18 protein-coding genes and 1 riboswitch are annotated in these 16,080 nt (G+C 35.5%); of the genes, 3 read left to right on the top strand and 15 right to left on the bottom strand.

Annotation, left to right across the window (positions count from 1 at the left end; translation table 11 throughout):
- Positions 1–7: 7 nt before the first annotated feature.
- The 3 genes from HF969_RS05485 to HF969_RS05475 all read right to left on the bottom strand — a co-directional run bounded on the left by HF969_RS05485 (position 8) and on the right by HF969_RS05475 (position 1,292).
- Positions 8–418 (bottom strand): OsmC family protein, encoded by a 411-nt coding sequence (locus tag HF969_RS05485; protein ID WP_090289826.1) that lies wholly within the window; start codon positions 416–418, stop codon positions 8–10.
- Between the two features lie 110 nt (positions 419–528).
- The gene (locus tag HF969_RS05480; RefSeq protein WP_090289827.1) at positions 529–951 is read right to left on the bottom strand and encodes a cupin domain-containing protein; all 423 of its coding nucleotides are present in this window, start codon (positions 949–951) and stop codon (positions 529–531) included.
- A 74-nt stretch (positions 952–1,025) separates the two neighbouring features.
- Complete coding sequence (locus tag HF969_RS05475) at positions 1,026–1,292, bottom strand: metal-sensitive transcriptional regulator (RefSeq protein WP_090289828.1); 267 nt, start codon at positions 1,290–1,292, stop codon at positions 1,026–1,028.
- Between the two features lie 186 nt (positions 1,293–1,478).
- Between HF969_RS05475 and HF969_RS05470 the strand changes: the two genes are divergently transcribed.
- Complete coding sequence (locus tag HF969_RS05470; RefSeq protein WP_090289829.1) at positions 1,479–1,781, top strand: rhodanese-like domain-containing protein; 303 nt, start codon at positions 1,479–1,481, stop codon at positions 1,779–1,781.
- Positions 1,782–1,831: 50 nt separating this feature from the next.
- Here the strand turns inward: HF969_RS05470 and HF969_RS05465 are convergent, their stop codons facing one another.
- Complete coding sequence (locus HF969_RS05465; protein WP_090289830.1) at positions 1,832–3,022, bottom strand: cation:proton antiporter; 1,191 nt, start codon at positions 3,020–3,022, stop codon at positions 1,832–1,834.
- A gap of 44 nt (positions 3,023–3,066) precedes the next feature.
- Positions 3,067–3,149: riboswitch (Fluoride riboswitch) on the bottom strand.
- Between the two features lie 387 nt (positions 3,150–3,536).
- Between HF969_RS05465 and HF969_RS05460 the strand changes: the two genes are divergently transcribed.
- Both HF969_RS05460 and HF969_RS05455 read left to right on the top strand, forming a co-directional pair.
- Positions 3,537–4,190, top strand: coding sequence for a YitT family protein (locus HF969_RS05460; RefSeq protein ID WP_090289831.1), 654 nt, complete (start codon positions 3,537–3,539; stop codon positions 4,188–4,190).
- A gap of 58 nt (positions 4,191–4,248) precedes the next feature.
- Positions 4,249–4,953: a YaaA family protein gene (locus HF969_RS05455; RefSeq protein WP_090289832.1), complete on the top strand. Its 705-nt coding sequence runs from the start codon at positions 4,249–4,251 to the stop codon at positions 4,951–4,953.
- Between the two features lie 229 nt (positions 4,954–5,182).
- Here HF969_RS05455 and HF969_RS05450 read toward each other — a convergent pair whose 3' ends face one another.
- The 11 genes from HF969_RS05450 to HF969_RS05400 all read right to left on the bottom strand — a co-directional run bounded on the left by HF969_RS05450 (position 5,183) and on the right by HF969_RS05400 (position 15,894).
- Positions 5,183–5,404 carry a helix-turn-helix transcriptional regulator gene (locus HF969_RS05450; protein WP_090289833.1) on the bottom strand — a complete coding sequence of 74 codons (222 nt, stop codon included), beginning with the start codon at positions 5,402–5,404 and terminating at the stop codon, positions 5,183–5,185.
- Positions 5,397–5,711, bottom strand: coding sequence for a DUF6442 family protein (locus tag HF969_RS05445; RefSeq protein WP_090289834.1), 315 nt, complete (start codon positions 5,709–5,711; stop codon positions 5,397–5,399). Before HF969_RS05445 ends, HF969_RS05450 begins: the two co-directional genes overlap by 8 nt.
- A gap of 301 nt (positions 5,712–6,012) precedes the next feature.
- On the bottom strand, positions 6,013–7,032 hold the full coding sequence (locus HF969_RS05440) for an ABC transporter ATP-binding protein (protein WP_245694832.1): 1,020 nt from the start codon (positions 7,030–7,032) through the stop codon (positions 6,013–6,015).
- Positions 7,019–8,008 (bottom strand): ABC transporter ATP-binding protein, encoded by a 990-nt coding sequence (locus HF969_RS05435; protein ID WP_090289836.1) that lies wholly within the window; start codon positions 8,006–8,008, stop codon positions 7,019–7,021. The genes HF969_RS05440 and HF969_RS05435 overlap by 14 nt, the downstream gene beginning before the upstream one ends.
- 11 nt (positions 8,009–8,019) lie before the next feature.
- Complete coding sequence (nikC, locus tag HF969_RS05430; protein WP_090289837.1) at positions 8,020–8,997, bottom strand: nickel transporter permease; 978 nt, start codon at positions 8,995–8,997, stop codon at positions 8,020–8,022.
- An 11-nt stretch (positions 8,998–9,008) separates the two neighbouring features.
- Positions 9,009–9,938 (bottom strand): ABC transporter permease, encoded by a 930-nt coding sequence (locus HF969_RS05425; RefSeq protein ID WP_090289838.1) that lies wholly within the window; start codon positions 9,936–9,938, stop codon positions 9,009–9,011.
- 63 nt (positions 9,939–10,001) lie between these two features.
- Positions 10,002–11,522, bottom strand: a complete 1,521-nt coding sequence (locus HF969_RS05420) for an ABC transporter substrate-binding protein (RefSeq protein WP_090289917.1) — start codon at positions 11,520–11,522, stop codon at positions 10,002–10,004.
- A gap of 573 nt (positions 11,523–12,095) precedes the next feature.
- Complete coding sequence (gene brnQ, locus HF969_RS05415; RefSeq protein ID WP_090289839.1) at positions 12,096–13,412, bottom strand: branched-chain amino acid transport system II carrier protein; 1,317 nt, start codon at positions 13,410–13,412, stop codon at positions 12,096–12,098.
- Positions 13,413–13,564: 152 nt separating this feature from the next.
- A complete protein-coding gene (locus tag HF969_RS05410) occupies positions 13,565–14,458 on the bottom strand; it encodes a MetQ/NlpA family ABC transporter substrate-binding protein (RefSeq protein WP_180363665.1) in 894 nt (297 codons plus the stop codon).
- 13 nt (positions 14,459–14,471) lie between these two features.
- Positions 14,472–15,161 carry a methionine ABC transporter permease gene (locus HF969_RS05405; RefSeq protein WP_090289840.1) on the bottom strand — a complete coding sequence of 230 codons (690 nt, stop codon included), beginning with the start codon at positions 15,159–15,161 and terminating at the stop codon, positions 14,472–14,474.
- A gap of 1 nt (position 15,162) precedes the next feature.
- The gene (locus tag HF969_RS05400; RefSeq protein ID WP_090289841.1) at positions 15,163–15,894 is read right to left on the bottom strand and encodes a methionine ABC transporter ATP-binding protein; all 732 of its coding nucleotides are present in this window, start codon (positions 15,892–15,894) and stop codon (positions 15,163–15,165) included.
- Between the last annotated feature and the right edge of the window lie 186 nt (positions 15,895–16,080).

Genomic DNA, 16,080 nt, shown 5'->3' with positions numbered 1-16,080 from the left:
TCAGTCATTATATTAAATGAACCTGATAAGTTGCATTTCCTTTTAATAACTTATGCATCGGGCAACGTCGGAGCGCAACTTCTAAAATGGACCCAGCTTCTTGTTTTGAAAGATGTGGCATAGAGATCTCAGTTTCTAAAACAAACTGGTACCCCAGAGTATCTTCTCTTAATTCAACTTTTACTGAGACTTGGCTAAGGTGATCAATCTTTCTTCTAGTTTCTTCTGCTTCGATTGTTGCTTTTAAACATGTAGCTAAGGCCATCCCTAAAAGTTGTTCGGGATTGGTTCCTTTTCTTTCACTCATTGGACTTGATACGGCTACTTCAAACCCTTCTTTTTCATCAACATAGGTCTTGCCTTCAATACCATCTCGGTTAACAACTTTAGTTTGATAGAGAGCTCCACTAAGAGTCATAAAATCTACAACCTCCTATTTAACCTAATTCTATTGTATAGTCTTTGACTTGGATACGCCAGAAAATCCCATAAAAAAAGCAGGTCCAAGAGACCTGCCATTATATTTGACTAATGCTCATTCGGATCATTTTCAGCGTCTTCGTGCGTTGGGTGAACAGTTCCTGGTAAGTGATCTGGCCCTGCATATAATGTGTATAGTTTTAAAGGCTGATCTCCTGTATTGGTAACATTGTGCCAAGTATCAGCCGGAACAAAAATCGCAAAGTCATCTTCAACTTCTTGTTCAAAATCTAACTGATCTTCAGCTGGACCCATTTGGCATAATCCCTTGCCAGATTCAATTCTTAAGAATTGATCAATTCCTTCATGAACTTCCAAGCCAATATCATCGCCAGGTTGAATAGTCATCAGTGTCATCTGCATCTTGCTACCAGTCCAAACCGTTGTCCGATAATTATCATTTGCTTTTGTCCACTCTTCAATGTTCTCTACAACTGGTTTCTTACCACGATCTGTAAAATCAAATGTCATCTCGTTCACTCCTTATTAATAATGATTATAAATAAATCATACGTCAAAATGATCTAATTAACAAATTATTTGCTTTATTTTCTTATGATCAAAGAAAGGGCTTGTTCAAGACGTCGATCACGTAATTCTTTGTCTACTTCTGAATCGTATAAACAATTTTTAAGATTTTCGACAATAACCAACCCGATGACTCGGTCAACACTTGATCTCACAGCCGATAATTGGGTAATGATATCCATACAATCGCTTTCATGCTCAATCATCTTTTGGATGCCTCTTAATTGACCTTCAGACCGTTTTAACCGATTAATTATTTTTTTCTTTTCAACTTTATTATCCATAGCTTCTCCTTAAGATCTTTTATAAAATAAACAGATTACTTGACTTCTATTCTCATTTTAGTTTAATATACCCCTATGGGTATATTAATTATAGCTTAGTTGAATGTTTATTTCTACTAAGAATAATTGCAAATACACTATTTGCACTAAATTGTTACCTTATTAAACGATGAAAGGAAAATACTTATGGAAGCTACTATTTCGATACAAGAACTGTATCAAAAAACACAAGAAGGCCCTCTTAATATCATTGATGTTAGAAGCAAGGAAGAATACGGTGAGGGGCATATCCCCGGTTCAAAAAATCTACCTTTAAACGAGCTCCCAAAAAAATATACGACGCTCTCCCCTCATGAAGATTATTATCTAGTTTGTCATTCTTCTGGAAGATCAAAAAGAGCCTACCAGTTTTTAAGTAAAATGAATTATAATGTCACATATGCTACAACAGGTGTCCCAAGTTGGCCAGGAAGTCTTGCAACAGATTAGTCAATAAAAAGCCATCTAATCTCTCAATGAGTGCTTAGATGGCCTTTTTTTTATTTTAAGGTAGGATCTTTTTCAAGCCAACGAGGGGCAAAGTGATCAATAAAGATTGCCCCCAAAGGAGCAGTAATTAATATGGATACGGTTGCTGCGATAAGGATAAGTGAACCACTTGCTATCCCCGCTAATAGTGGTAAACCGCCTAAAGAAGCCTGTACTGTAGCCTTAGGTAGATAGGCACCCATAATAAAGTAACGCTCTTGCTTATTGAATGGTGTCTTAAGAATGGATAAGGCCACTCCGACCATGCGGAACAATAAACCAATGAATATAATGAGGATAACAGGCCAACCAGCCTCTAAAGCTAGGACTGGATTTACTACGACACCTAGGAAAACGAATAAGAATATTTCTGCAATTTGCCATATTTTTTGATAAGATGCGGTTAATTGAGTTGCAACATGGGGTGTTTTTCTTTGAACCACTAAAAATATAACTAAAACTGCTAATACACCGGAATATGGTAGAAAATCTGTTATTATATTTTCTAATCCAAGGACTAAAAAGGAAATTGCTAATGATAGGAATAAAAATTGCTGAGCATCCCATTTAAATTTATCAAAAAGATAACTTAAGCCTATCCCAATAACATAACCTAATCCAATACCTGTTCCCACTGAAATAGGCGCCGATAAAATAGTAGTAGCTGAAACCCCTTCACCTTGAGCCAGTTGCATAAAGGCTGCGAACAACACAAAGATTAATATGTCGTCTGCAGTTCCGCCAGCTAAGATCATCTGAGGAATCGCTTTATTTGTTCCTAATCCTTGATCAATTAACCCCACCATTCTTGGCACTAATACCGCAGGGGATACAGCCGCTAGTACACTCGCTAATAAGAAAGAATCCACATAAGAAATGTTTAAAATATAAGGCCCAATCAAACCAATGGCTAAAATTTCACAAATTGCAGGTAAAAAACACATTAAAATAGCTGGTCTTCCTACTTTTAGTAAATCCGAAATTTTTAAAGTGAGTCCTGCCCGAATTAATATGATCATTAAAGCCGTTTGACGGATTTCACCTGCTAAATTTGTTAGGTCTGCAGATAATAAATTCAGAACATTTGGTCCGATTAATATACCGATTAAAAGATAAGCCAACAACTTGGGAAGATTTAACTGTTCAAATAACTTCCCAGATATCCAGCCTAAAATTAATACTAATCCAATACTCCACAACATTTTATTTCCTCCTTTAAAATGAAAAAACTTCTGCATGCAAAAATAAGCACACAGAAGTCATCAGCTAATTAGCGGTTTATCTACTTTACTTAAAGTAAATAGGAAGTACTTCATTTCCTTTAAATCTTAGTTTACCCTATTCTATTTTGTTAGGCAAGCTAATCCTTCAAGAAAAAATATATGTTAAAAAGTTAATTATATTTGCCAAATTCTTAGTTCGTGCTATAATTTTTATAGTATCGTTTTACGATGGATACTGGTTAGATCGTTTTGATCAGTAGGGTTTATCTGATGCCTATATAGTCGATAAAGAGCCTAGTTGAAACCTGATGTGGGGTCTACAAAGGCTAAAAAGACTACTAGAAGCTCAGAGTTTTACCTAAAGAAAAATTAGCAAACAAAAAAAGCATCAATACCATCTTAAGATTGCCGTACGAGGTTAGCCTACGACACAAGCAGTCTTTTTTTGTGTCCTAATGGAGACTTCGTGTAATAAAAAATTAGGAGTGTAAATATGCTTAAGCGCTTGCTGAGTCGCTTTTTATTAAGTAAAAAAGAAATACTGGTTATTGCATTAGGAGCCTTTATCATGGCTTTCGGATTGGTAAACATTCATATACCCGCTAAAATTACAGAAGGTGGCGTTATTGGTTTAGTTCTCTTCTGCTATCGTTTCTTTGGTTGGGAACCTTCTAAATTAAGCTTTTTAGCAGATATTACTTGCTACCTTATCGGCTTATCCTTATTAGGTAAAGATTTTATTCGTCGTGCCATTCACGCATCATTTCTATTTGCCGTTTTCTATCGTCTATGTTTATGGATAGGGCCTGTTCTTCCGAGTCTTTATAACCAACCCCTCTTGGCAGCAGTTCTTGGTGGAATTTCGATTGGAGTTGGATGTGGCTTATGTATCAGTCAACGTTGTGCCGCAGGGGGCGATGATGCTCTAGCAATGGTCATTTCTGAAAGAGCCCACGTCTCGATTACAAAAGCCTATCTGTTAACAGATGGAGTGGTCTTATTACTTTCACTACTGTATATTGCACCACAACATCTGATCTTTTCTTTTATTACCACTTTAGTTTCATCAACAATTATTGGTCAATTCGAACTACATTTTCCTAGCTTTGAATTACCAAAAGCTTCATCCGTTGCTAAAGCTCAATAAACAATGGCCCCTCTATAATAGGGGCTTTTCTTATCTGATTAAATAAAGGAGTGTGCCTATGACTTTAATTATTTTCTCCCCCAGTAAAGAGATGGATACAGTAGCCGGTAATGATTTAATTCCTCAATCAGATCCCGTCCAAGCCATTATTAAAGAGCTTGCCTTAAAAGATACGACTGAGTTAGAAAAACTCTTTAAATGCTCAGCTGAGCTTGCTCAAGATATCTATCATCGTTATCAAGTCATTAATGAAAAAACAGCTCGTCAGGCTTATCAAGTCTATCAAGGTCTTGCCTTTCGGCAAATCGAATGGGATAAAATTGACTTGAACTATGCCAATGACCATCTTAAAATTCTGTCTGCTTTATATGGGCCAATCTCTCCCATTCAACCAATCAATCCCTACCGTTTAGACTTTAATACGTCGCTAAAAATCAAAAATCAAAGCTTAAAAAGCTTGTGGAAACCTCTTTACAATAAAGTGTTCGAAGAACAAACCGTCATTAATCTGGCTTCTAATGAGTTTGCTTCTTTATTAGACCCTAAAAAAATGCAACTCATTCAAATTAACTTTTATAAGGATATAGAATTAAGCATAAAAGCTCCTTCAGCCACCAGTAAAAAATTGAGAGGGGCTCTACTCAACTATTTATTACAAAAAGAATCTTTAGATTTAAATACCTTAAAAGCATTTAAAGACTATGAATATAGCTATGCCAATGGTGATTTCAAAAATAAAGAAATTAATTACTGTCTCAATTAGTAAAATAGTCAAAAGGTAAAACCCTCTTAAAACAACTTGATAAGGTGTTTAAGAGGGTTCTTATTTTAATCAATTTCATTTTTTCTGCTGGAAACTCTACTGATTTTACCTACATTTTAAACTATAGTATATAAAATCCTAGTTCAGAATGATTTTTGATTAAAATATCGTATAAATTATAAAAGTTGAAATAGTATATAAATATTAAGACTGTTCGAAAAAATATAAATTAATTATCTCCAGTAGATAGATAAAAAATTTCTTCAAATTTCTTATCGAGTGCTAAACATAGTAAATAGGCTAATTTTGCAGTTGGATTATACTGACCTGTTTCTATTGAGGAAATAGTATTTCGAGATACTCCAACCATTTTTGCCAATTCTTCTTGAGTTAGTTTTAACTCTTTTCGTAAACCTTTTAGATTATTCTTTAGTTTTAACTTTTCATCCATAATAAAGATCCTTTAAAAAAAACACTATTGCAACTAATCCCACTGTAAACAATAGGATAAACAAAAATAAATATTTTATTTCTTTCCTTGCAAAGTATTTATATAATTCTCCTACGCCAATTGAAAGACATAGCATGGCAAGAATATCCAAAAAAGGTAGATTCTGCGATTCTTTAATAGCGGAAATAAATGCAGCGATACCAATTAATGCCCTCGAAATCCAAACGCTCGATTTATCATTAATAAAAATCTCTCTCTCATCATTTTTTTCCTTTTGAGCTATCTTTAAAAAATTATCTTTTTCCAATTCCATTCTCCCTTGCCAAGCTTACTTTTCATTAATTATATATTTGCCAAGTGAGCTTGTCAAGAATAAAAATTTATTATCTTCAATAATAACGAATAACCTATGCATTGATTTGCTCAAACATCCCCTTCGCATAAATCCTCTGATTTAGAAGGCTTTTATGAGGATAAGGCTTTTAACTACGCTTATATGAACGGTGATTTCCTAAAGAAACAAATCAACTATTGCTTAATGAAATAAAATCATTAAAAAAATCCCTTCTAACTACCTAGTACAGAGGTGTTTTAGAAGGGATATTAATTTAAATCAATTTCATTTGTTCTTCAGGAAATTCTACCGACTGTGCAAATTTAATATCATTGTATAAATGACACGCCACGAAATGTCCTGGTTCTATTTCTCTCAATTCAACTGGAGTCGTTTTACAAATTTCCATACAGTACTTACATCTACCGGCAAAGCGGCAACCTTCCGGAGGGTTCACCGGACTAGGCACGTCTCCTTCTAAGAAAATCCGCTCTCGTTTAACACCAACTTTAGGGATTGGAATAGCAGAAAGTAGGGCTCTCGTATAAGGATGCAATGGATTTTCAAAGATACGATCATAAGTACCTAATTCCACGATCTGACCAAGATACATTACTGCAATTCGGTCGGAAATATGTCTAACAACTGATAAGTCGTGAGAAATAAATAAGTAAGTTAAGCCAAATTCATCCTGCAACTGATCCATCAAGTTTAAAATTTGAGCCTGAATAGAAACATCAAGAGCAGATACAGGTTCGTCTAAGACTAAGAACTTCGGTTGAAGAATAAGTGCCCTAGCAATACCAATTCTTTGACGCCGTCCGCCATCTAATTCATGTGGGAATGAACCAGCTAACCGTCTAGCTAGACCTACCGTCTCCATCATTTTATACACTTTTTTCTCTAACTCAGCCTGGTTGTTTGTTAACTTATTGACACGTAATGGTTCAGCAATAAGATCAAAAGTTGTCATTCTTGGGTTAAGCGAAGAATAAGGATCTTGGAAAACGATTTGCATTTCTTGTCGCATCAAACGCATCTCTTTTAAACCCTTGTATTCCATTATATTCTTGCCTTCTAAGTATATCTCACCTGCAGTCGGTTCATGTAAACGAATAATTGCACGCCCAGCAGTCGATTTACCGCAGCCAGACTCACCTACTAGACCTAAGGTCTCACCTTTTTTAATATCAAAGCTAATATTATCGACCGCTTTTAAATCGCCAGCTTTAGTGGGAAAATATTTCTTAAGATTACGCACACTGATGAGTGCTTCTTGATTATTGTTGGTCAAGGTTCTCCACCCCTTCCTCATTGTATAAATGACACGCTACATAATGACCTGGCCGTGCTTCACGAAACTCAGGAAATTTATATTTACAAATTTCCATACAATGTTTGCATCTTGGATGGAAACGACATCCCGTCGGCAAATCAGAAGGGTCCGGTGTTGTTCCAGGAATGACTTTCAATTTATCGACATCTTCATCAGCACTCGGAATAGAGTCAAACAACCCTCGCGTATACGGGTGAAGAGGTTCATTATACAAGTCTTCTACAGAAGCATGTTCAACGATCGTTCCCGCGTATATTACAGAAACATAATCACAAATTTCAGCCACAACTCCCAAATCATGGGTAATGAGAATCATCGACGTATCATACTTGTCTTTTAATTCTTTCATTAATTCTAGCACTTGTGCTTGTATCGTCACGTCCAATGCTGTGGTCGGTTCATCGGCAATAATCAACTCGGGATTACATGCCAGAGCCATCGCAATGACAACTCTTTGTTTCATACCCCCGGAAAATTGGTGGGGATAGTCATTCAGTCTTTCTTTTTGAATACCAACTAACTCTAACATTTCTTCTGCTTTAGCAATTGTTTCTTCTTTCGAAAGATCCTGGTGAAGTTCAATTACTTCTTTAATTTGATCCCCAACTGTCATGATCGGGTTTAATGAAGTCATCGGATCTTGGAAAATCATAGAAATCTTGTTTCCACGAATGTTAAACATATCCTTTTCTTTAACATTCATCAAATCTTGACCTTCGAGTAAAATTTCACCTGAAGTAATTTTACCTGGAGGATCTTGGATCAATTGCATAATGGCCAAGGCAGTAGTTGTTTTACCGGCACCGGTTTCTCCAACTAATCCTAAGGTTTCTTTCTTACCAATTGATAGATTCAGATCATTGACTGCATAAACAGTCCCCGAATCTGTCTCATATTGCACACTAACATTTCTTAAATCTAATAAATCAACCATAATCTTGCCCCCTAGCGTTTCAGCTTAGGATCGAGTGCATCACGCAGACCATCACCTAAGACATTTAATGCAAAAATCGTTGTAACTATAGCCAGTCCTGGGAATAGGGTCATATGTACAGCATCTCTAATATAAGAACGTCCACCTGATAACATAGCTCCCCACTCTGGTGTTGGTGGCTCCAAACCTAAACCAATAAAACTTAAACCAGCAGCGTTAATAATTGCGTAAGCCACTCCTAGAGTTGCTTGAACAATGATTGGCGCCATACAGTTTGGAATAATATGTTTTACAATAATTCTAAAATCACTCGATCCGTTGGCTTTTGCAGCCTCAACAAACTCCATATCACGAATCGAAAGTACAGATGAGCGAACGAGTCTTGCATAACCTGGAATAGCCGCAATCCCCACAGCAATCATAAGGTTTGCAAGCCCAGGTCCTAAGGCTGCCATAATTGCAATAGCTAATAGAATATCTGGTATCGATTGTAAAATATCAATAAAACGCATAAGCATATTATCTACTCGACCACCATAATAGCCTGTCACTGCTCCAATCGCTACACCAATAATCAGTGAAATCGATACCGAAATAAAACCAACTTTTAGGGAAATTCTTGACCCATAAATAACCCTAGAAAAAATATCACGACCCAAATCATCTGTTCCAAATAGATGTTCTGAACTTGGTGGTGCAAACTGATTTTGTAGGTTTTGTTCAGCAAAACCATAAGGAGCAATTTGGTCAGCAAAAATAGCGACTATAACTAACATCACGATTATAAATAATCCAACCATTGCTAATTTATTCCGCTTCATACGGATCCATATATCCTGTAAACCACGGAAGCGACCACGTTGGTGCTCTTTTTCCTGTCTCACACGATCTTTAACTTGAGGAAGTTCTTCTTCTATTCCTCTGTCTAATTGATCACGATCTAATTCTACTATTTCTTCTTTTTCTGAATTTAATTTAGGATTTTCCATGTTGATTCCCCCTACACATATTTTGTCTTAATTCGTGGGTCAACATAGGTATATAAAATATCAACTATTAAGTTAACGATACTAAAGGTTACCGCCACAAAGAGAACACATCCCAGAACCATCGGCATATCACGCATCTTGATGGAGTCAACCATCAAACGACCAATACCAGGAATTGAGAAGATTACCTCTGTCATTAAGGCTCCCCCCATAAGCTGACCAAACTGAGTACCGACAATTGTAATGATTGGAATCAAGGCGTTTCCAAGCGCATGCTTCCAAACGACAACATTTTGTCGCTGACCCTTGGCTTTTGCTGTTTGAATATAGTCTTGTCGAATAACTTCGAGCATCGATGAACGAGTCATCCGCGTTATTACCGAAACAGACTGGGATCCCAAGGCAACAGCAGGAAGAACCATTTGAGATGGCATAGAAAAACCTGATGATGGGAACCAGCCTAGTCTAACAGAGAATAACATAATAAGTAAAAGTCCTAACCAGAAAACTGGCATCGAAATTCCAATTAAAGCAAAAATCATAGCGATGTTATCAAAAATTGAATACTGTTTAATCGCACAAATAATTCCAATTGGTATCCCTAGTAATACAGCGAAAGTTATTGATAGAAAAGCTAGTTTAATTGTAGAGCCTGCTCGATTAAAAATTTCAGCAGCAACTGAAGATTTTGTAATATAAGAAGTTCCTAAATCTAATTTAGTAAACACATTCTTAATATAGCGACCAAATTGCACAAGAAAGGGATCCTCTAAGCCCATTTCTAATCTTAAGGCTTTAACAGCTGCTTCTGAAGCAGAAGGACCTAAAGCATTACGTGCTGGATCTCCTGGCGTAATGTATAGCAAAGCAAATACAATAAAAGAGACGCCTAAAATAACAGGAATCAAATACAGTAGCCTTTTTAATATATATTTTAGCATGTTTTAACGCACCCTCTTCTTTAGATAGAGGAGATGTTTCCATCTCCTCCAGAATACAATAGTCTATTTTTCTCCTTTAGTAACTGGAGCTAATTGATACCATCCAAATGGAGAAAGTTTAATATTTTTAACATCCTTTTGAGCACCCACTGTTAATTCTTTATTGTGCTCTGGAATCCAAGCTGTGATATCCATTAGATGTTCTTGAGCTTGACGATAAAGGTCAGCACGTTCAGCATCGTCTTGAGAGAAACGAGCGTCTTCTAACATCTTATCTAATTCATCATCTTCTAAGTAAATGTAGTTTCCACCTTCACCTTTAGCTGAGGAATGGAAGCATGGATATAAGAAAGTATCTGGGTCTGGAGAATCGGCAGTCCAAGCAATTTCGAACATATCGTGCTTGCCGTTCTTAATGAGCTCGTTAAAAGCTGACCACTCTAATACGTTAATTGAAACATCAATACCAACTTCTGATAATTGTTCTTTCATTGCAGTAGCCATATCAATACGGTCTTTATTCTCATTAGTAGAAATTGAAGTAGAAAAACCATCAGGGAAGCCTGCTTCTTTTAATAATTCTTTAGCTTTTTCTACGTCACGAGCACGAGGTTGATATTCATCAGAAATTGAATAAGCTAATTTTGGTGACATTACACCGGTTGCAGTTTGACCCAATCCTTTAAATACAGCTTTAACGATCGAATCAATGTCAATTGCATAAGAAATCGCTTCACGAACCTTTGGATCATTGAACGGTTCTTTAGCAATGTTGAAACCTAGGTATGTTGTACCATAGTCAAAAGATTTTAATAATTGTAATTTATCATTGTTTTCAATCTTCTCGAGATCAATTGCTGAGATATCGTAAGCAATATCTACCCCCCCAGATTCTAACTCGATAACGCGGTTACTTGGTTCAGGAATTACACGGAAAATTAAATTCTTGTATTCCGTTTTTTCACCATGATAATCATCAAAACGTTCCATTTCAACGGAGTCAGCCTTGGTCCATTTAACAAATTTCACAGCGTTAGTTCCTACAGGATTACGTGCATAATCATTGCCAGCTTCGTTTACCGCTTTTTCATTTACGATATAAGCACCAGGGTGACATAAAGCAGCCAATATACCTGAAAACGGTTCAGTTTGTTTGAATTCAACTGTATAGTCATCAGTAGCTTTTACAGAGTCAATATCAATTGTTTCGAATAAGTGCTTCACGTTTGGTGCTTCAATCGCACGTTTTAAAGAAAACACAACGTCAGACGCCTTCAATTCTTCTCCATTATGGAATTTAACACCTTTTTTTAATTTAAAGACATATGTCTTTTCATCGGGTTGATCAAAACTTTCGGCCAAGCTAGGTTCTGGTTTACCTTCATCATTTATTTTTACTAATCCTTCATAAATTTGTGTCATAACATGACTTGACTGGTTATCATTCGTTGCTATAGGGTCGAGAGAAATAGCATCTCCTGAAACAGCAACCGTTAAGGTTTCACCAGATCCACCTCCAGAACAACCCACTAATAAAAATACACCCATTAATAATAGTGCGAATAATCCTAATTTTCTTTTCATAATAATGGCTCCTTTATTTATTTGATATAAAATCTGCGATAAAGTGACATTCTTCACATTCTTTAGAAAACAATCAGTGAAAAAAATTATCCTCCTTCCATAAATGCTTGGACCGCTGCAAACGGATTCACATTTTTAGTCTACCTTTCACTCTAAAATTTGTCAACGCTTTCTTTGTTGATAAATAGCACATTTTTCAAAAAAATAAATGGTTATTTTTATAAACTTCTATTAATATAAAAAAATTTAAAACCCTATATTTTTTTAATTATCCATTAATTTTTACACAATATTTTATTTAGTTTGTGAACTAGTGTTTAAATGGTCTTTTATTTTTTTTAATTGATCAAACTTTATGCCTGTGTATTATGTTTTCTTAAAGTTTTATCACAATCTAACAATATCTAATTTGTTCAATTTTTAATAATTTAAATGAATCAAGTTTGTGTATTTTTATCTAAAAATTTAAACAAAAAAATAACTGGGAAAGTCCCCCAGTCGTTTTTTATCAATTTATTTAAAGTTAAAAATGAAAATTTAACACAAATTTTTATTTTTCAATACTATCCTCTTTTAGACATTAAAATCTAACTTTTGTGACCGATTCATCAGTAATAAACTCATTACGGTAGCAACTATTAATACTGGTATCCAACTAAAGCCTGTTTTTATCAATGGTAGCTGCTGAATTAAACCCCATTCAATAACATGGTTAGTAACTAACACCGACAGTAAACTAACCAACAAAACGAATAGGAGGGGTACTAAAAACTGTATTTTATTAAGTGGTTGAATTCTGTGTAAGATGAGAAGAAAAATCAAAGACATTGTCACGGGATAAATGATATTTAGAATTGGACCACTGGTCGCTATTATTCGATCCAACCCTTGATTGGCAATTAACCAAGAGACGGTTGTCATTAAATAAACATGGTTTCGATAAGAAATTTTCGGATATAAATCGTGAAAAAATTGGCTGATTGCTGTAACTAAACCACAAGCAGTTGTCAGACAGGCTAAGAAAACTATTATAGCTAATAGAGCAACACCCGATTGCCCCATTGCATTATGTGCAATAGTTTGAAGTAAAAACGTTCCTAGATTTTGTCCTTGAGGGAGACTTTCTACTAAAGCGATATGATTGCCTACCCAGGCGAGGCCAAAATAAAAGACGCCTAATAAGCCTGCAGCAATTAGAGATGCTTTACTTCCTTCTTTCCATAAGGTCTTTTGATCCGAAATACCTTTTGCTTCAAATGCACTTTTTACTACGATTGAGAATGCCAAAGTTGCTAGCGTATCCATGGTAAGGTAACCCTTAATAAACCCTTCAGCCAAAGGATGGGATTGATATTCTATCATCAAAGCCTTAGGAGGTGTATTTGTCCGGTAAAGAAAATAAGACCTTACTAAAAAAATAACCAAAGAAAGCAATAGGATAGGTGTCAGCCATCTACCAATTGAATCAACAATTGACTGTTTATTCAAAGAAATCCATAAAACAAGGGCAAAGAAAACTAAAGTAAATAAAGATAGAGCAAACCCATTACCGTTGGTGATATAGGGAAGAACTGACATTTCATAAGTCGTTGTTGCTGTTCTTGGTATGGCAAACAAAGGGCCTATAATTAAATAATTACTCGTTAATAAAATAGTCGCAAAAGCAGGGTTAATTTTCTTTAAAGCTTGAAAATAACCCCCTTTTAGACTCGAACCAACGATCATGGATAATAAGGGCAAACCAACACCTGTAATGATAAAACCAATTATGGCCGGTAATAAACTTTTACCCGCTTGGTGTCCAAGAGCAACTGGAAAGATTAAGTTACCTGCTCCAAAAAACATAGCAAATAACATAAAGCCAATAGCTAATAGATCTTTTTTCTTCATGAATAATCCCTCCAGAAAATAAAGTAGTTTTATTCTATTAGAATTCGATGAGCGTTTCAAGAGAAATTTCTAATAAACAGCAAGTAAACGTATTCATTAGTTCAGATGCTTTGCAATAAAAAAAGCTGGCAAAATGCCAGCTTGTAAAAAGTTTATTTGCTTGCCTCTTCTGAGGATTCCTCTTCAACCCCTTGATCACTAGAGGCTTGATCTTCTTCTTTATCTTTTTTTGAATCAAAAGCTGGTTTTAAATGTCCTTCAGCAGCTAATTTATCAACAAACTCTCGCACTTCAGGAGATGAAAAAGCTTTTTGTAAGGCCTTAGCAGCTTCACTCTCTTTATTTCCTTCACGGACAGAAAGAACAATCGCAAAAGTATCTGTTTCATCTTTTTCCAGGAATAAGGCATCTTCTGGTTTTAAATCGATTGAAGCAATATAAGTTGGATAATTGAACACTAATTCAACACCATCTTCATAAGCACCTGTTAAATTCAATAGATCTACGTGAGAAAATTTAAAATTATAAGGGTTCTCTGTTATATCATCCACTGTTGGAAGCAGACCAACTTCATCATCTAGAGTAATTAAATCATGCTGTTCAAGAATAAATAAAGCACGCGCTTCATTGGCTGGATCAGAAGGGATGGCAACTTCTGCACCTTCTTCAATATCGTCCATCGTCTTGTATACTGGTGAATAGAATCCAACAACTGCATTATAAACCGGTTGAATAGCGACTAAATCCGCTTCGCGCTCATCATTAAACATCTCCATAAATGGGCGATGTTGGGCAAAACTTCCGAAAACTTCATCGTTGAAGACTGCTTCGTTATACTGAATATTGTCAGATACTTCAACCAATTCTATGGAATAAGGTTCTTCAATAACATCTGCTGCAATTTCGACAATATCTGTCATAGGTGGTAAGTGAGAAGCAATTTTTAATACATTGTCCTCTTGAGCAGACACCAACATTAAGCTATTAAATCCTAAGGATACTGCTACAAAAGCTACAAAACTCTTAAACATATTTTTGTTAAACATTTAATTCCTCCTATTATCTCTTATCTAAGCTACGCGCAATTTTCAAACCAAACCATTGCAAAACTTGAACAATAATTATTATCAAGATAATTGCAAAATACATAATATCCGTTTCATACCTTTGATAACCGTAGCGAATAGCATAATCTCCTATCCCGCCACCACCAACTACACCCATAATCGTTGAGTAAGATAGAAAAGATACAAAAGCAGTAGTAAAACCTATTATCAAGGATGACCGCGCCTCGACAAATAAAAATTGAGTGACTAATTCCCAAGTATTGGCTCCCAAAGAATCAGCTAATTCGACAACACCTTTAGGAATGTCATGCAACGACTGTTCCACAAAGCGTGCATATAGAGCGATTGCAATTAACATCATAGGAAATGACGCTGCGATCGGGTCCCCCGTTGCTCGCCCATAAATCAATCGAATAAAGGGTTGCATTGCGACAACTAATAACAAAAAGGGAAAAGAACGAACGATATTTACAAACAAATTTAAGGCATTATTTAAAAAACGATTACTTTTGCCTTTATTCATCCGTTGCCCTGGACTGGTTAAAAATAATAACGTTCCTAAAGGAAGACCTAATAAAATAGCTGCTGCAGAGGCAAAGAAGAGCATAATACTTGTTTCTTGAAGACTTTCCCATAACTTTGGCCAATATTCAATAATACGCATGATTATTTCTTCCCGCATCTTATGTCAGTACCGCCTTTACTTTATCATAATAACTTCCCTCTTTAACTTTATTTCGAGAGGTCTGATTATCAAGAACATCAATTAATTGTCCTTTCTCCATAATCCCTACTCTGTCACAAAGCTGACTTAGAAATTCTAACTCATGAGTCACAACTATAATTGTCATGTCGAATTGTTGATGCGCCTCTTTTAAAATCTGAACAATTTCATTACTGCGCATAACATCCAATGCGGAAGTTGGTTCATCACAAAGCAAAATTTTTGGTTTAGTTATTAAGGCTCTCGCAATACCCACCCTTTGTTTCTGTCCACCAGAAAGCTGACTCGGATATTGATTTTTTTTATCAGCTAATCCTACAAAGTCTAGAACAGAATCGAGAGTTAAAGTGTCAGAATAATTAAACAGTTTGAGCGGTAAAGTAATATTTTCTGCAACAGTTTTGTTATTCAGTAAGTTAAAATGTTGAAAAATCATTCCTACCGATTTACGATGCTGCCGAAGCTCAGATGGACTAAGGCTTAACAAGTCCTGACCCTCAATCATAATCCGCCCTTCATCTGGCTCTTCTAAAAGATTGATAAACCTTAAAAGAGTTGATTTACCGGCGCCACTCTCACCCACCAAGCCAAAAATCTCATTTTGCTGAATACTTAAAGACACTCCACGAACAGCTTTAATCTGTTCATTGTTCAGATAATAATGTTTCGCGACATTCATTAATTCGATCACAAACAATCACCACCTTTCTGCCACAAGTCATAAAAGCATTATAACACACTCTTTAGATATTTCACATAGTTTTATATTTTTTATAGTTTGTGAAAAAATATATGGAAACCATATGTATAAAGATTTGTTTGTATATTTATTTGTGAATGTTCTGTTTTTTACTTAGATAATTTTACACAAAAAAGT

It is taken from the genome of Facklamia miroungae (assembly GCF_012396555.1).
Classification (GTDB): domain Bacteria; phylum Bacillota; class Bacilli; order Lactobacillales; family Aerococcaceae; genus Facklamia; species Facklamia miroungae.
Note: the sequence above shows the minus strand (reverse complement) of the source record. Positions and strands in the feature narration are given on the sequence as shown.

Excerpts from the sequence above, each read along its gene's own strand:
- HF969_RS05485 (WP_090289826.1), bottom strand. The coding sequence starts at position 418 with ATGACTCTTAGTGGAGCTCTCTATCAAACTAAAGTTGTTAACCGAGAT.
- HF969_RS05480 (WP_090289827.1), bottom strand. The coding sequence starts at position 951 with ATGACATTTGATTTTACAGATCGTGGTAAGAAACCAGTTGTAGAGAAC.
- HF969_RS05475 (WP_090289828.1), bottom strand. The coding sequence starts at position 1,292 with ATGGATAATAAAGTTGAAAAGAAAAAAATAATTAATCGGTTAAAACGG.
- HF969_RS05470 (WP_090289829.1), top strand. The coding sequence starts at position 1,479 with ATGGAAGCTACTATTTCGATACAAGAACTGTATCAAAAAACACAAGAA.
- HF969_RS05465 (WP_090289830.1), bottom strand. The coding sequence starts at position 3,022 with ATGTTGTGGAGTATTGGATTAGTATTAATTTTAGGCTGGATATCTGGG.
- HF969_RS05460 (WP_090289831.1), top strand. The coding sequence starts at position 3,537 with ATGCTTAAGCGCTTGCTGAGTCGCTTTTTATTAAGTAAAAAAGAAATA.
- HF969_RS05455 (WP_090289832.1), top strand. The coding sequence starts at position 4,249 with ATGACTTTAATTATTTTCTCCCCCAGTAAAGAGATGGATACAGTAGCC.
- HF969_RS05450 (WP_090289833.1), bottom strand. The coding sequence starts at position 5,404 with ATGGATGAAAAGTTAAAACTAAAGAATAATCTAAAAGGTTTACGAAAA.
- HF969_RS05435 (WP_090289836.1), bottom strand. The coding sequence starts at position 8,008 with ATGGTTGATTTATTAGATTTAAGAAATGTTAGTGTGCAATATGAGACA.
- nikC (WP_090289837.1), bottom strand. The coding sequence starts at position 8,997 with ATGGAAAATCCTAAATTAAATTCAGAAAAAGAAGAAATAGTAGAATTA.
- HF969_RS05425 (WP_090289838.1), bottom strand. The coding sequence starts at position 9,938 with ATGCTAAAATATATATTAAAAAGGCTACTGTATTTGATTCCTGTTATT.
- HF969_RS05420 (WP_090289917.1), bottom strand. The coding sequence starts at position 11,522 with ATGAAAAGAAAATTAGGATTATTCGCACTATTATTAATGGGTGTATTT.
- brnQ (WP_090289839.1), bottom strand. The coding sequence starts at position 13,412 with ATGAAGAAAAAAGATCTATTAGCTATTGGCTTTATGTTATTTGCTATG.
- HF969_RS05410 (WP_180363665.1), bottom strand. The coding sequence starts at position 14,458 with ATGTTTAACAAAAATATGTTTAAGAGTTTTGTAGCTTTTGTAGCAGTA.
- HF969_RS05405 (WP_090289840.1), bottom strand. The coding sequence starts at position 15,161 with ATGCGGGAAGAAATAATCATGCGTATTATTGAATATTGGCCAAAGTTA.